Source organism: Mesorhizobium sp. RCAM 05104, from assembly GCF_059683645.1.
In genome coordinates, this window is sequence record NZ_CM185033.1 from 2,590,558 (window position 1) to 2,605,468 (window position 14,911).

At 60.4% G+C, this 14,911-nt stretch carries 10 protein-coding genes and 11 pseudogenes; 16 read left to right on the forward strand and 5 right to left on the reverse strand.

Annotation, left to right across the window (positions count from 1 at the left end; translation table 11 throughout):
• The first annotated feature begins 103 nt into the window (after positions 1-103).
• Together AC56QP_RS12805 and AC56QP_RS12810 are read left to right on the forward strand one after the other, a co-directional pair.
• Positions 104-1,135, forward strand: coding sequence for a LacI family DNA-binding transcriptional regulator (locus tag AC56QP_RS12805; RefSeq protein WP_489859446.1), 1,032 nt, complete (start codon positions 104-106; stop codon positions 1,133-1,135).
• Between the two features lie 168 nt (positions 1,136-1,303).
• Positions 1,304-2,080: pseudogene (locus AC56QP_RS12810) on the forward strand (TIM barrel protein); the annotation flags it as partial.
• A gap of 76 nt (positions 2,081-2,156) precedes the next feature.
• Here AC56QP_RS12810 and AC56QP_RS12815 read toward each other — a convergent pair.
• Positions 2,157-3,074, reverse strand: a complete 918-nt coding sequence (locus AC56QP_RS12815; protein ID WP_497100539.1) for a LysR family transcriptional regulator — start codon at positions 3,072-3,074, stop codon at positions 2,157-2,159.
• A gap of 151 nt (positions 3,075-3,225) precedes the next feature.
• Between AC56QP_RS12815 and AC56QP_RS12820 the strand changes: the two are divergent.
• The 5 genes and pseudogenes from AC56QP_RS12820 to AC56QP_RS12840 all read left to right on the forward strand — a co-directional run.
• Positions 3,226-3,393: pseudogene (locus AC56QP_RS12820) on the forward strand (acyltransferase); the annotation flags it as partial.
• Between the two features lie 12 nt (positions 3,394-3,405).
• Positions 3,406-3,515 (forward strand): annotated as a pseudogene (locus tag AC56QP_RS12825) (polysaccharide deacetylase family protein); the annotation flags it as partial.
• A gap of 116 nt (positions 3,516-3,631) precedes the next feature.
• Positions 3,632-3,769 (forward strand): annotated as a pseudogene (locus AC56QP_RS12830) (nodulation protein NodF); the annotation flags it as partial.
• A 1-nt stretch (position 3,770) separates the two neighbouring features.
• Positions 3,771-3,974 (forward strand): annotated as a pseudogene (locus AC56QP_RS12835) (beta-ACP synthase); the annotation flags it as partial.
• A 509-nt stretch (positions 3,975-4,483) separates the two neighbouring features.
• A complete protein-coding gene (locus AC56QP_RS12840; RefSeq protein WP_497100538.1) occupies positions 4,484-4,681 on the forward strand; it encodes a hypothetical protein in 198 nt (65 codons plus the stop codon).
• A 505-nt stretch (positions 4,682-5,186) separates the two neighbouring features.
• Here AC56QP_RS12840 and AC56QP_RS12845 read toward each other — a convergent pair.
• On the reverse strand, positions 5,187-6,131 hold the full coding sequence (locus AC56QP_RS12845; RefSeq protein WP_497100537.1) for a LysR family transcriptional regulator: 945 nt from the start codon (positions 6,129-6,131) through the stop codon (positions 5,187-5,189).
• A gap of 236 nt (positions 6,132-6,367) precedes the next feature.
• Here AC56QP_RS12845 and AC56QP_RS12850 point away from each other — a divergent pair.
• Both AC56QP_RS12850 and AC56QP_RS12855 read left to right on the forward strand, forming a co-directional pair.
• Positions 6,368-6,670, forward strand: a pseudogene (locus tag AC56QP_RS12850) (recombinase family protein); the annotation flags it as partial.
• Between the two features lie 155 nt (positions 6,671-6,825).
• A complete protein-coding gene (locus tag AC56QP_RS12855) occupies positions 6,826-7,875 on the forward strand; it encodes a hypothetical protein (RefSeq protein ID WP_497100536.1) in 1,050 nt (349 codons plus the stop codon).
• On the opposite strand, the pseudogene istA reads toward AC56QP_RS12855, so the two are convergent.
• Together istA and AC56QP_RS12865 are read right to left on the reverse strand one after the other, a co-directional pair.
• Positions 7,870-8,559 (reverse strand): annotated as a pseudogene (gene istA, locus AC56QP_RS12860) (IS21 family transposase); the annotation flags it as partial. The gene AC56QP_RS12855 and the pseudogene istA sit on opposite strands and share 6 nt — an antisense overlap.
• A complete protein-coding gene (locus AC56QP_RS12865; RefSeq protein WP_497100535.1) occupies positions 8,456-9,214 on the reverse strand; it encodes a tyrosine-type recombinase/integrase in 759 nt (252 codons plus the stop codon). The pseudogene istA and the gene AC56QP_RS12865, both read right to left, overlap by 104 nt.
• A 216-nt stretch (positions 9,215-9,430) precedes the next feature.
• Between AC56QP_RS12865 and AC56QP_RS12870 the strand changes: the two genes are divergently transcribed.
• Positions 9,431-9,601, forward strand: a complete 171-nt coding sequence (locus AC56QP_RS12870; RefSeq protein ID WP_497104025.1) for a transposase — start codon at positions 9,431-9,433, stop codon at positions 9,599-9,601.
• 206 nt (positions 9,602-9,807) lie between these two features.
• Here AC56QP_RS12870 and AC56QP_RS12875 read toward each other — a convergent pair.
• A pseudogene (locus tag AC56QP_RS12875) lies at positions 9,808-10,027 on the reverse strand (LysR family transcriptional regulator); the annotation flags it as partial.
• A 324-nt stretch (positions 10,028-10,351) separates the two neighbouring features.
• On the opposite strand from AC56QP_RS12875, the gene AC56QP_RS12880 reads away from it, so the two are divergent.
• The 6 genes and pseudogenes from AC56QP_RS12880 to AC56QP_RS12905 all read left to right on the forward strand — a co-directional run bounded on the left by AC56QP_RS12880 (position 10,352) and on the right by AC56QP_RS12905 (position 14,891).
• Positions 10,352-10,942 (forward strand): NodA family N-acyltransferase, encoded by a 591-nt coding sequence (locus tag AC56QP_RS12880; protein WP_497100533.1) that lies wholly within the window; start codon positions 10,352-10,354, stop codon positions 10,940-10,942.
• 42 nt (positions 10,943-10,984) lie between these two features.
• A pseudogene (locus AC56QP_RS12885) lies at positions 10,985-11,104 on the forward strand (polysaccharide deacetylase family protein); the annotation flags it as partial.
• A 110-nt stretch (positions 11,105-11,214) separates the two neighbouring features.
• Positions 11,215-11,496: an acyl carrier protein gene (locus AC56QP_RS12890; RefSeq protein WP_497100532.1), complete on the forward strand. Its 282-nt coding sequence runs from the start codon at positions 11,215-11,217 to the stop codon at positions 11,494-11,496.
• Positions 11,497-12,705: pseudogene (locus tag AC56QP_RS12895) on the forward strand (beta-ketoacyl-[acyl-carrier-protein] synthase family protein).
• A 277-nt stretch (positions 12,706-12,982) separates the two neighbouring features.
• A pseudogene (gene fabG / locus AC56QP_RS12900) lies at positions 12,983-13,719 on the forward strand (3-oxoacyl-[acyl-carrier-protein] reductase).
• Between the two features lie 347 nt (positions 13,720-14,066).
• A complete protein-coding gene (locus AC56QP_RS12905) occupies positions 14,067-14,891 on the forward strand; it encodes an IS5 family transposase (protein WP_497100531.1) in 825 nt (274 codons plus the stop codon).
• Positions 14,892-14,911: the final 20 nt, after the last annotated feature.

Here is a 14,911-nt window from a genome sequence, read left to right on the forward strand (position 1 = left end):
GATCATGGCGTATGCGGACGTTTGCACTTTGCCGCCCAAAACCTTCGCCGAACGCTGGATGACAGAGAGTCAGCCGGCGTTAGAACTATTCAGAATTGGACCCATGACCAAGCGCCCCACAATTGCCGATCTCGCCCGCGAAGCCGGGGTGAGCGTGGCAACGGTCGATCGGGTGCTGAACGCTCGCCTTCCAGTGAGGGAGGAGACCGCGCGGCGGGTCCACGAAGCCGCTCACGCGATCGGCTATCATAACGCGGGTCTCATCAAACAGCGCTGGCGACCGGACTTGCCGCGGTATCGGCTGGGCTTCATCCTGAGAAAGCCGGCCCAGCATTTCTACCAAGAATTCGTGCGCGAGGTCGAAGCAGCGGTTAGTTCGGCCGAGTCCTTCGTTGGCAGGCCTTCCATCGAATTCGCGCGCTCACATTTGCCCGAGGACCTGGCGGCTACCCTCAAGGATCTTGGTAGGCGCTGTCACGCGATAGGCATGGTGGCTCCGGACCATCCTAAGATCACGGCAGCAGTCGAGGAGCTCAAGGCTAAAGGCATCCCGGTTTTCTCTCTGCTTTCTGACTTCGCCGCTGGCGTGCGCGAGGGTTACGTCGGTCTCGACAACCGCAAGGTCGGGCGCACGGCAGCTTGGATGTTCTCCAAAGCCGCCAAACGGCCTGGCAAAGTGGCGGTGTTTGTCGGCAGCCACCGTTTCCAGAGTCATGGCCTGCGGGAAAGCGGCTTTCGTTCCTATTTCCGTGAGAACCAGCCAGCATTCGAGGTGCTCGATACGCTCGTGAACCTTGAGAAACGAGAGATCACTTACGAGACGCTACTGGATCTTATGCAGCGGGAACCTGATCTCGTCGGCTTCTACATGGCCGGCGGTGGCATGGAGGGTGCCATCTCCGCGCTCCGGGACGAGGGCAAAGGTCAAGATCTCGTCGCGATCGTGAATGAAATCACGCCGGAGTCACGGAGGGCCCTCGCCGACGACGTCATTACGATGGCGCTCGCCACGCCACTGCGCCGACTTTGCCAGGAGCTGATGCCGCTTATGGACAACGCCATCAAGACCGGCACGGCGGAGACAGCGGGGCAGACATTTCTGCCGTTTGACATTTATCTGCCAGAAAATATTTGAAATGATGTAATCCTATCAGAAGGTCCGAGATTCCTATCATAAATGCAAGAAACGCGCAATTGACTCGCCTGCTTCATTCAGGTTTGTGCATCGGCCTGTGGCGGGGGCGCGCGGAGAAGCCAGACAAAGCGAAACTGGCGCCGCACTTCTGGAAGGAAAGCCAACCCTATGCGCCAGGTATCTCCCCGCTTTGCGCTCGACCACATGACCGCGCCCTCACTAGACGTCAGTGCAATTTTCGCACTTGCTCGTGACCACGGCCTGACCGAGGTTCAAATTCGTGACCATCATTTCAGCAATCCTGTTACACGCGCCATTCCGGCTGCGGACGTCCGGTCTGCTGCTACCAAAGCCGGCGTCACGATAATCTCCATCAACGCCTTGCAGCGCTTCAACGACTGGACTCCCACGCGTCAGGCCGAGGCGAGCAAGCTCGCCGACTATGCGGCGGCGTGCGGGGCTAAGATGGTCGTGCTGGTGCCGGTCAACGACGGCTCGTGGGCCGGCAACGGCGAGCGCCATGACAATCTCCGCGTCGCTCTAAATGCGCTCAAGCCGATCCTCCAGTCGCGCGGTCTAGTCGGCCTCATCGAGCCGCTGGGCTTTCGAACCTGCTCGCTGCGATCAAAGAAGGAAGCGGCCGAGGCCATTGCCGCAGTTGATGGCCAGTCCGTCTACCGCCTCGTGCACGACACGTTCCACCACACACTGGCCGGGGAGATATCCTTGTTCTGCGAGCTTACTGGCCTGGTGCACATTTCAGGCGTGAACGACCCGACCTTCTGGATTTACCCGGATCGCTTCCTTGGAGGGTCCGACAATGGCAGCCAGATCCAGGCGCTGCTTGATGGCGGCTACGCGGGACCCTTCTCATTCGAGCTGGTCGAGGAAGTCCGCACGCTGGACGATCTCGCAGGCGCACTTGCCGCCAGCATTGACTTCATCAAACGCGCTATGTTGACGCAAAAGCAAGTGCTGGCAGACGTAGTAAATCTAAGTGCGCCTAGAGCCTCCCGTGGTGTCACAGCGGAGCAGCCATCCGAGATGCCTCCTGCATCATTATCTCCCGCATCCAGATGCTTGCCGGATCGCTATTGTGCAGAGCCGGCCATCGGACGGTTTCGGTGAAAGCGGGGAGCGGCAGCGGAAGTTCGACGACCTGAAGGGGGAACGTTTTTTCGAAATGCCTGACCAGCCGGAAGGGCATGGTCGCTATACGAGCCGTGCCGGACACCATAGGCGGGATCATGCTGAAGCCCTGCACGACGACCTCGACACGTCTCTTAAGACCATGCTCAAGCAAAAACCATTCCTCGATGGAGGGCTTCAGCAAACGTCCGAACCTGACGCAGACGTGCCTCATCGACATGTATCTCTCGAATGTAAGCTGCCGTGGCAGCTGCTTGTTCGTGGGACAGCCTACGCAAACGAGCCTCTCGTTGAACAGCGGCACGCTTGAATGCGCACTCGACGTGAACAAATCCGGGAGAATTAGAAAATCGACGTCACCACGCCGGAGGAGCTCATCGGGGCTATCGTCGAGAGGCAGCAATTCGAAGTTGACGGCGGGGGCTTCGCGGGCAACACGCTCCACGACCTTTTCAAAAAACACGAGCGTGGCGAAATCGGAAACAATGATCCTGAAGCGGCGGTCGGATCGAGCTGGGTTAAACGGATCCGAAGAAATAATCGAGGACTGGATGTGCAGGAGAGCGTCGCGGACTGCGGGGGCAAGTGCTGCTGCACGTGATGTCAGAATACGTTCTCGGCCGCTCATGCTGAACAGTTCATCGCCGAAAAAATCGCGCAGCCGGGCGACGGCCGAACTCATGGCCGACTGACTGAGGTTGATGCGGCGTGCCGCCGCCGAGAGATTGCGCTCGGCCAGCAGCGCGTCGAGCACGACGAGAAGGTTCAGATCCAGCCCTTTGAACCGCATGTCGTCAGCTATCCATAGCGTGAATGCGTTTCATCGAAACAAACGATTTCTGAATCCTACATTGACAACAGCATCTGACGCGCACCGATCGCCCACTGCCTCTATCGCGTGACGAGTGCGTTAAAAAGAGCCCGAAAGGAGAAATCTTTCCATACGCTCTGACGTGCGGTGGAGGTTGTGCTGGACGGACTGGGCCTTCAACGCAAAGCCATTCGAAGGCGGCCGTAGTTGGGCCGGTGAGAGGCCGGAATTCCGCGCAATCGGCTACGACGCGCACGGCATAGCGGCCCACATTGGCATACTGCGCCGCTTCACCAAAGGTTGGCGAAGCCCCAATCCATTTTTCACACCGCAAATCCTCGATGTGCTGCGCAACATCGGATGCCGGCGACGTTCTTCGTCTTCGGTGCCTACGCCGCAGTGCACCCGGATCTCATCCGGCCTCCACCAAGCAGTTGGTCTAGGTGAGTCGCACAAGCTGGTGAGAGGCAGATTTCGCAACGCCGCGCGGCTCAGGCATTGAGCCAAGTCGAAAACGCAAGCTGGAAAGGAACAAGATGGTAGATCAACTGACCAACGAAATAATCGCAATCATCAAGACGCGCGCGGCGTCGGAGGGCGGCATAGCGCCTGCCTCGGGCGGCGAGATAACGGCTGCCACGGGACTAACTTCACTCGGCATCGATTCACTGGGATGCCTCCGCGCTCGAGTTGATCGCCTGCGTGATGGCAATCCGCGAGAGCGTCGTGCCGCCAACTGCCAATTATCGTGAGCTGGACCCCGATTGCGATCTCGACGTCACGCCCAATGTGCCACGCGAGCGCAAGGTGCGCGTGGCACTGAGCAACTCCTTCGCCTTTGGCGGCACGAACGCGGTTCTGGCATTCAGGCAGGTGTAGAAGCCATGACAGAATACCTCCTGTAACTCGTCTCGCATCAAGATGCTTGCCGGATAGCTATTGTGAAGGGCGGGTCATTGGCCGCTTCGGCGAATGCGGGAAGTGGCAGAAAGCTCGACGATCCGCAGGGTATCGACTTTGCGAGATTCTTAACCGTTGAGGCGGCGTAGGCTCGACTCGAGGGTCTTTCCAAAGCTGTACGCGACAATATCTGGAAGGCGCAGGGCCGACTCTGCGCCCGCTGTAGTCGCCTGAGAGCTGCCGGCAAGAAGCCACCGGGGGTTATGGCCGAGATCGTGCATGAGATGGCCCCTTGCTTGCAGGTCGTCGGCGAGAGGTTTCACCATCATAGCGGTTCCGAGCCAACGTGCGCCACAGCGCCGGGGGCGGAGCCACGGTGGGGAACTCCCCTCGTGATTATGTGGCCGAGCCAGTCCGCCCGGCGCCGTCCCCATAGTGTTAGAAGGGTTCAGCTCCAAAGTGCGACGAGAGCTCTGAAGGTGAGTCGCGTGCGTCAAGTTCTGCAAAAACGTCATGTGGGAGCGGGCATCCGTTTGTTCGTCGGCGGTGACCATCCCTTCCTCCCGACCACACGACATTGCGGTGAGCGCGCGCAACGCGGTCAAGGCTGGCCGCAGGCCACCGTCGAAGGTGGCGCGATAGGCGGCGTTGACGGCGCGAACACCCCGCTCACACCGAGCCTGTGATGAACGAAGCGGTTCAGGCCGCCTGTCGCAGCACCTCCTTCTTGTGCTCGCGCGAATGCTCCTTGTTGAGATAGCGGGTGCCTTCCAGCCGGTTCTCAACGCAGCTATTCAAGCGCTAGGGGCGCTTGAAGAAAGCGTTGGTATTGGGGTTGGTGGAGAGTGCAATACGAGGCGGAGGCGATCACCGAGGAAGCTGTGCGCCTCTCTTCTCGGCTCGACGGTGAATGAGGAGGCTGCGCGGCGAACGCGCGCCGACGTCAATGCCAGGGCCATTTGCTGAACTTGACGCACAACTCCCGCTCCCTAGACCAAGGACAGGCCGAGTTGAAGATACGGAAGGCGGTTCCCAACCCGCGGATGAGAGGCTGATGAACCCGTCGTCTCTGAGCTCCACTCCTTGCCCCGTACAGCTTCAGCCGATCCGACTGCTCGCAACACCTGCCAAGCAGCCGATCTATCGCCCTCAGGCCTGCAGGAACATGAGCGGGGTGATAGGCGGAGAATTCTAGGAGCGCGTGCTACGTCCCGAGGTCTTGCTTGGAGTAGCCATGCTGGACGCCTCCTGCAACATTATCTCCCGCATCCAGATACTTGCCGGATCACTGTTGTGAGCGGTCGGCCATTGGAGGGTCTCGGTAAATCCGGGAAGTGGCAGCGGAAGGTCGATAATCTGCAGGGGGTACGTTTTTTCGAAATGCCTGACCAGCCGCAAGGGCATGGTCGCTATACGATCTGTGCCTGATACCATTGGCGGGATCATGCTGAAGCCCTGCACGGAGACCTCGACACGTCTTTTAAGACCATGCTCAAGCAAAAACCATTCCTCGATGGAGGGCTTTAGCAAACGCCCGAACTTGACCGAAACGTGCTTCATCGACATGTATCTCTCGAATGTAAGCTTCCGTGGCAGCTGCTTGTTCGTGGCGCAGCCCACGCACACGAGCGTCTCGTCGAACAGCGCCACTCTCGAATGCGCGCTCGACTTGAACAAATCCGGGAGAATTAGAAAATCGATGTCACCGCGTCGGAGGAGCTCATCAGGGCTGTCGTCGATAGGCAGCAATTCGAAGGTGACGCCGGGTGCTTCCCGCGCAACACGCTCGACGACCTTTTCAAAAAACACGAGTGTGACGAAATCGGAAAGAATGACCTTGAAGCGGCGATCGGATTGAGCCGGACTAAACGGATCCCAAGAAATAATCGAGCCCTGGATGTGCAGGAGAGCCTCGCGAACTGCGGGGGCGAGTGCTTCCGCACGCGGTGTCAGAATGCGTTCGCGGCCGCTCATCGTAAATAGTTCGTCGTGGAAATAGTCACGCAGCCGCGCGACGGCCGCACTCATGGCCGGCTGACTAAGGTTGATGCGGCGTGCCGCCGCCGTGAGGCCGCGCTCACTCAGCAGCGCGTCGAGCACGACGAGAAGGTTCAGATCCAGCCCTTTGAACCGCATGTCGGCAGCTATCCATGGTGTGGATACGTTTGATCGAAACAAACGATTTACCGATTTTGCATAACGCCGCATAGGGGAATTCAAGGAAGCGCTAAAGGAAGTTTGTTTATGTTTGCGTTGGCTCCGAAGAGCACTTTCCGGTGTAGGCCTTCCCATGTGCGCCGAACATCAACCAAATTGCATGTTGGTGATCTGCGCAAGCAGCATCGCGTCGGCTCGACGCGACAAGCTCCCCAATGATTCGGCGCTTACCTCGGCTCCTGTTCGATACCTTCCGCGAGACCGGCTCGGCCTGCGCCGTCGTGCGCCGCCTGCGCGGCGAGAAGATCCTCTTTCCCCGGCGTATCCGTCGCGGCATCGGCAAGGGCGACGTCCTGTGGAGCGAGATAGACCATTCCCGCGTGCTCCAGATTCTGCACAACCCGCGATATGCCGGCGCATTCGCCTATGGGCGCACGCGCACCGCCTACAATGCCAAGCTCAAGTCCGTGCAGCTGCGCGTGGCGAGATCCGACTGGCAGGTGCTTATACCCGACGCCCACGAGGGCTACATTTCCTGGGCCGAGTACGAGCGCAATCAGACTACCCTGGAACAGAACGCCGCCGGCTTTTCACCTGGCCTGCGCGGACGCTGCCCCGCCAGGGCAGCGGTCTGTTGCAGGGACGGCTGCTGTGCGGCCGCTGCGGTGCACGCATGCGCGTCCATTACGAGCCATTCGAGGGGCGGCTGCGCCCGTATTATGTCTGCAACGAAGCCGTCGTGCGGCACGCCGGCAAACATTGCCAATGGGTGCGCGGCGCTCCAGTCGACGACGCGGTGAGCGCGCTCCTGCTGGAGGCGATGGCGCCGGCAGCGATCGACGTCGCGCTTGCCGTGCAGCAGGAGATCACCAAGCGCGTGGAGCAGGCCGCGGCCCTGCGCGGCACGCAGCTGCAACGCGCCCGCTACGAGGCTGAACTGGCCCGCCGGCGCTACCTGAAGGTCGATCCGGATAACCGCCTGGTCGCCGACGCGCTGGAAGCCGACTGGAACGCACGGCTGCGCGACCTCGACGCACTCCAGCGCGAGCACGAGCGCCAGAACGAAGCCGACCGCTCGCTGCTGGATGAGCCAGCGCAGAAGCGCATCAGGGCGCTGGCCGCCGATTTCCCGCGCATCTGGAACGACGAGCGCACCGGTGCCGTCGAACGCAAGCGCATGCTCGGCCTTCTCATCGAAGATGTGACGCTGCTCGTCGACGAGCAGGTCAACATCCATATCCGCTGGCGCGGCGGGCGCACGCAGAGCCTGTCGGTGACCAGACCGCGGCCCATGTCAGTGATACGCAAGACGCCGGCACAGGTCGTGGCGTTGATGAATGAGCTGCTGGAGACCGCCAACGACCAGCAGATCGCTGCCCGCCTCAATGAACTCGGGCATCGCAACTGGCGCGGCGAACCCTTCACCCTGAAGAAGGTCATGCTCGTGCGCCGCACCTATGGATTGAAGAACCGGTACGAACGGCTGCGGGAGAGCGGAATGCTGACCGGCGAGGAAGTAGCCCAGCAGCTCGGCGTGTGCGCCTCGACCGTTCACCAACTCGGGCGAAAGGGCATTCTCAAGCGCCATCGATACGCAACCAACCATCGATACTTATACGAACCGCCGGGCAACGTCAGACTCGAAAAAGGCGCCGGCAGTCGATATGGTGGTCGTCCGCCCAGATTAATTGTCGCTCAACAACTCCAACAAGGTGCATCGTGATGCCTGCTCCTTCGTCTTGGCGCGATATGGTTTGCAGGCCTTTGGATGAAAGCCGAAATGGCGAGCGAGATCGAGCAGAGCGCGGTTATAAACAATGCCGCCCGTCTCGCCTTCGCCGATGACGGCAGTCTTCATTCGGTCGTAAAGGATCTCGCGTGGAACGCCGCCGATCGCATCGAACGCCGCGGCGTGGCATCGCAACACCGTCGGCAGATCCTGATGCATGGCAAAGCGCGCCCAGATGAGACGGCTATAGCCCAGCACCATAGAAAACAGCCAGACTATCCTGGGGGTTGCCGGCTCATCGGTGAAGACGACATGGAATTGGGCGAAATCCACCTGGGCCTGTTCGCCGGGAGCTGTTTCGAACCGAACTTCAAAGCCGGGTTCTGAGGTCGGACGAACGTCTCTGAGAAAGTCCGTGACGGTAGTGTAGCAACCGGCATACCCACGATCCTTCAGCTCTCGCAAGAGCCGCCGACCGCTAAGGCCGGGATAGGCGGCAACCCGTTCACGCAGATAGGCGGTGAATGGATCAATCACCGTCGCCCGCGGCTTCCTTGGTCCATAGGCAGGGGCCTCAAGGCCACGCTCGATGTATTTGCGGATTGTCTTTCGATTGACGCCGGTCTGCCTGGCGATCGCTGACACCGACAGCCCTTGCCGATGCATATCCAAGATCATGACTATCTCCCCAAGTTTGATCACCGCCATTCCCCTCTCGACCATCGAGAGGGGTATCGGTGATGACGCGCCGCCGGTCCTCCGGGGCGCGCCCCGGAAGACCGGCGGCAACGCTAAACTGAGGAAGATTCAAACGGCACTTATGGGGAGTATTGACCCGGTATCGACAGTGGCGGACCTGGATCACCATCCGGTCGCTGTCGATATCCGCCACCTTGAGGCTCACCGCCTCCGAGGCGCGCAACCCCGCGGCATAGGCGGTGGTCAGTGCAGTGCGCGCCTTCAACGATGGCACCGCTTCCAGAAAGCGCACCACCTCGTCGGCGCTCAGGATCGCCGGCAACTTGCGCGGCGTGCGCGCATAGCCGATGCGCTCCGGGATCTCCGCCCGGTCCAGCGTCACGCCGTAGAAGAAACGCAACGCACAGACCGTCTGGTTCAGCGCCGGCCAGGAAATGCCCTGCGACACCAGATAAACCTGGAACGCACGGACGTCCTCCAGCCCCAGACGATCCGGCGACCGGCCGAAATAACGGCTGAACTTCGCCACCGCATGCAGATAGGATCGTTGCGTCGCGGGCGACAGGTTGCGCAAGCTCATGTCGTCGATCATGCGACGGCGCAGCGGGCTTACCGCTGCCGTGGCTTCAGCCATGGGATGGTCTCCTGGTCAGGGGTTGGTCTCAGCAACCAAACCTTCCCATCAGGAGGCCATTCCAGCCAATGCACACGCCAATCCCGCGTCAGCGGGTTCGTTCAATCCCAAAAACGCCCGCCTCATCAAAAATATGCCAAAGTAGTGCTAGGCTTCGTGGACAAAGCTTGACGCTAGACTCGGTCGCTGATTCAAGGCTGTCTTTTGGAGGCAGCGTTGGGCGAGCGGATTGGGGTATCGGACGAGGAATGGGCACGGATCGGGCCGCTGCTGCCAGCTGAGCGGGGTCGAGGGTGCCGTCCGGCGCAGGATAATCGGCGCTATTTCGAAGGCAGGATGTGGATGGCCCGAACCGGGGCGCAATGGCCTCATCTGCCTGATGCCTGATGAATATGGCAAGTGGAACAGCGTCTTCCGCCGATACCGGCGATGGGTCGCGACGGGGGTGTTCAAGCAAGAACCATTCCTCGATGGAGGGCTTCAGAATACGCCCGAACCTGACCGAGACGTGCCTCATCGACATGTATCTCTCGAACGTAAGCTGCCGGACAGCTGCTTGTGGTGGACAGCCATAATCGAGCACTGGATGTGCAGAGATCGTCGCGAACCGCGGGGGCAAGTGCTGCCGCACGCGGGGTCACAAAACGTTCGCGGCCGCTCGTCGTAAACAGTTCATCGCCGAAAAAATCGCGCAGCGGGGGCGACGGCCGCACTCATGAGGTTGATGGGGCGGGCCGCCGCCGAGAGGCTGCGCTCCACCAGCAGCGCGTCGAGCACAACGAGGAGATTTAGGTCAATCCCTTTGAAACGCATGCCTTTAGCTATCCATAGCGTGGATGCCGTTAATCGAAACAAACGATTTTACCGATTCTGGAGGACGTCGCATAGGGAGAATTCAAAGAAGCCCTAAAGGAAAATCGTCGATGTTTGCGTTAGCTCCTCGGAGCATTCTCGGCTCCGAGGAGCATCTTCTGGTGTACGCCTTCCGGCATACGCCGAAACATCAATCAACTCGCATGTCGGTTGCGGCTTGGTTCTTCGGTGATCCGCGCAAGGTCCATCGCGTCAGCTCGACGCGACAAGCTCTCCATGCGTAGGCGCTTATCTCAAAAACAGCAATCAAGATGAGGTATTTCCATGGGCTCTGACGTACGGTGGAAGTTGTGCTGGGAAAATGAGTTGCAACTGGCCGACCATGTCGAACTCTCCGATTTCTTTCTAAAGACTTATGGACGGCATGGGGCCTTCAACGCAAAGCCATTCGAAGGCGGCCGTAGCTGGGCCGGTGCGAGGCCGGAATTCCGCGCAATCGGTTACGACGCGCACGGCATAGCGGCTCATATTGGCATACTGCGCCGCTTCATCAAAGTTGGCGAGGTCGATCTACTGGTGGCCGAAATTGGCTTATACGGGGTCCGTCCGGATCTTGAGGGACTCGGAATCAGCTTTTCACTGAGCGTTGTGTACCCATTGCTGCAGCGGATGGGGGTTCCATTTGTGTTCGGAACGGTTCGGCAGGCAATGCGGAACCACGTTGAGAGGTTCTGCCGCGGCGGTCTGGCGAGCATTGTGTCGGGGGTTGAGGTACGGTCCACCCTCGCAAATATACATCCCGACCTGCCGCCTACCCGCGTCGAGGACGTGATCGTCTTCGTTGCGCCAATTGGACGCTCGATGGACGAGTGGCCGTCCGGCACCCTGATCGACCGAAACGGTCCAGAATTGTAAGCAGGACTACACATGTGAGTGCCGGGTGATGCGCTGACGCCGACCTTTGAGGACTTGCCCAACCCACATTGCATACCGCAGATCCGTCATGTGCTGGCGCCACATCGGGTGCCGGCGACCTTCTTCGTCATCGGAGCCTACGCCGCAGATCGGCCGGAACTCAGCCCGCCCTTATGAGCATGAGCTTTGTCGGTGGCTATTTTCGCAACGCGGCCCGCAGGAGTTGAGCCGCGTCCACGTCAAACCAGCTGAAATCGAAAGGAACAGACAGAATGGCTGATCAACTCGCAACGGAAATCATTGCCATAATCAAGAAACGCGTCGAATCTGAGAACTTTGCGGGAGCGTTTCGACCCATAGTCGGCGAAATAACGACGGAGACGGAAGTGACCGCGCTCGGCATCGATTCGCTGGGACTGGCGGACGTGCTCTGGGACCTCGAGCAAGCCTATGGCATTAAGATCGAAATGAACACATCGGAGGCGTGGTCGGATCTCCAGAATGTTGGCGACATCGTGAAAGCCATCCGCGGCTTGCTTGCTGAGGCAGCTTGAATGGACAGGCGGGTCGTCATCACCGGAATAGGCGGGCTGTGCGGGCTGGGCACCAATGCCCCCTCCATCTGGAAAGAGATGCGCGAAGGTCGCTCAGCAATCGGCCCGATTGTCAATTCAGAGCTCCACGGGTTGACCGGCACGATCGGTGCCGAGATCATGACGCTCCCTGAGCACGACATCGACCGCAGGCAGCTCGTCACCATGGACCGCTTCAGCCTGCTTGCCGTGCTTGCAGCGCGGGAAGCCATGCGACAGGCCGGACTTCCCTGCGATGAACGAATGCCTATCGCTTCGGTTCGACAGTGGGCGTCGGCGGCAGCGGCTGGGAAGCGATCGAGGCAAGCTACCGCGCTCTCCTTTTGAACGGCGCGCGCCGTGCTGGCGTCATGGACGTACCCAAGGCGATGCCGAGTGCCGCTGCCGGCTAGGTCAGCATGAGCCTCGGCCTGCGCGGGCCGGTCTTCGGCGTCACCTCCGCCTGCGCCTCTGCCAACCATGCGATTGCCTCAGCCGTAGACCAGATCAGGTGCGGCCGGGCCGACGTGATGCTTGCCGGAGGCAGCGACGCGCCATTCGTATTTTGTGTGGTGAAAGCGTGGGAAGCAATGCGCGTGCTTGCGCCAGATACCTGCAGGCCCTTCTCCTCCGACAGGAGGGGCTTGGTGCTGGGCGAGGGTGCGGGGATGGCCGTGCTGGAAAGCTATGAACATGCCACTGTTCGCGGCGCAACGATTATTGCCGAGATCGCCGGCATCGGCCTTTCCGCTGATGCCTTCAACCTCGTCGCGCCGGCTGTCGAGGGGCCGGAGGCGGCGATGCGCGCCTGCCTTGCCGATGCCGGGCTGAATGCCCAGGATGTCGACTACATCAATGCGCACGGCACCGGCACCAAGGCCAATGATCGGATGGAGACGGAGGCGATCAAGCGAGTCTTCGGTGGCCACGCCAACTCGATGTCCATCTCTTCCACCAAGTCCATGCACGCGGCATTGCCTCGGCGCCGCGAGCGCGCTTGAAATGATCGCCTGCGTGATGGCAATCCAAGAGGGTGTCGTGCCGCCGACCGCCAATTATCGCGAGCCCGACCCCGATTGCGATCTCGATGTCACGCCCAACGTCGCGCGCGAGCGCAAGGTCCGCGTGGCACTGAGCAACGCCTTCGCCATGGCCGGCATGAACGCAGTTCTGGCATTCAGGCAGGTGTAGGACGACATGCCGGCAAGGTCACCTTCCGTATCCCGATGTTTGCGGAATTCCCGATCGGTCCGTAGCGGCCTCCTTGCTCAGGTGGGCTGAAGGGTTGGAGTGCAAGTATTTGCAGTAGCCCAGTGAAGCAGCAGATTTAGGTGATCACGTCGGTCATCCGGCGCCTGGAATTATCGTGGCCGAGACCTCTGCGCTGCGCGAGTTCGCGGCGAGGAAGCTGCCACGAACCGAGACTTCTGGCGCGGCGATGCTGCAGCATTTGAAAAGAGCATAATAAATGTTGGAACTGACTGGCCGCAAGGCCCTCGTCACCGGCGCATCCGGGGGCATCGGCGAGGCGATCGCCAGGATGCTGCATGCGCAAGGCGCGATCGTTGGCCTGCATGGCACCCGCGTCGAGAAACTGGAAGCGCTGGCAACCGAGCTTGGCGACCGGGTCAGGCTGTTCCCGGCGAACCTTTCCAATCGCGACGAGGTCAAGGCGCTCGGCCAGAAGGTCGAGGCCGACCTCGAAGGCGTCGACATTCTCGTCAACAACGCCGGCATCACCAAGGACGGGCTGTTCGTGCGCATGGCGGATGCCGACTGGGATTCGGTGCTCGAGGTCAACCTGACCGCCGTTTTCCGTCTGACCCGCGAACTCACGCATCCGATGATGCGCCGCCGGCACGGCCGCATCATCAACATCACGTCCGTGGTCGGCGTCACCGGCAATCCCGGCCAGACCAACTACTGCGCCTCCAAGGCCGGCATGATCGGCTTTCCAAATCGCTGGCGCAGGAGATCGCCGCCCGCAACATCACCGTCAACTGCGTCGCCCCGGGCTTCATCGAATCGGCGATGACCGACAAGCTCAACGACAAGCAGAAGGAGGCGATCATGGCGGCGATCCCGACCCGGCGCATGGGCACCAGCGCCGAAGTGGCGTCTGCCGTCGCCTATCTCGCTTCCAACGAAGCCGCTTACGTCACCGGCCAGACCATCCATGTGAATGGCGGCATGGCTATGATCTGAGCACGGGCTGACCGGAGCTTACCTGTTCCAAAACGCCCTTGCGTCACGGTCCGCGACCCGCGCAACCAGCTATCTGCCACGAAGATCTGGGATTCATCCAGCATCACCGAAGGGGCAGCAATATGCGTGATTTCAGATAGCCCAGCAGCGCGGCGTTATCACCCTTGGCCGTCGGCCGCCCCGATGGCCAAGAGCCACAGGTAGTGGCGGCCGAGATTACGCGGGAGATGGGCCACAGTGCGGGTAGGCATCACGCGAGAGGTCTCCACTCTAACGAACTTAGAGGCTGTTTGGAAAATCGGATTTGAGGGGTTTCGTTTGCGCATGAAGTCTGATTCAGAGCGTGGATGTGGACCGAACAGAGCCGTGGCCGTGTTGCCAAGATCGCGCGTAAGACGAAGCGTTATCCGTGTGATCTGACAGATGAGGAATGGGAGCGGATCGCGCCACTGATGCCGGTTCCTGGTCGGCGTGGGCGTCCCCGCGAGGTGGATTTTCGGGAGGTAATCAACGCGGTGCGCTATCTGGTGCGCTCAGGCTGTGGGTGGCGGATGTTGCCCATTCATTTTGGGCCGTGGCAGACGGTCTATAGCTGGTTCCGCGAGTTGGCACGGCGCTTCCTGTTTCAGACGATCCACGACGTGGAACTGATGCTCGACCGCGAGCGGCAGGGTCGCGAACCTTCACCCTGCGCTGGTGTGATTGATAGTCAGTCGATCAAGGCACCCCATGCAAAAGCACGAGGCTACGACGCGGGTAAGAAGATCGTCGGGCGCAAGCGCCATATTGCGGTCGATACGGACGGACGGCTCCTGATGGTCAACCTGACCACCGCTGACATCTCCGACAGCGCGGGTGCGCAGGCGATACTCGACGGCATCCGCAAACGCTGGCCGTGGGTCAAGCATCTCTTCGCCGACGGGGCCTATGACCGGCTCAAGCTGATGGATAAGGCCTGCTATCTCGACTTCATCGTCGAGATCATCCGCCGCTCCGACGACCAGAAAGGCTTCAAGGTTCTACCGCGTCGCTGGGTCGTCGAACGGACGTTCGGATGGATGATCCGGTGGCGACGCCTCGTGCGCGATTACGAGCAGCGCATCGATGACTCGCAGGCCATGATCCTCGTCGCCATGGGCGGCATCATGCTACGCAGAAACGCCCATCCGTGATTTTCCAAACCGACTCTTAG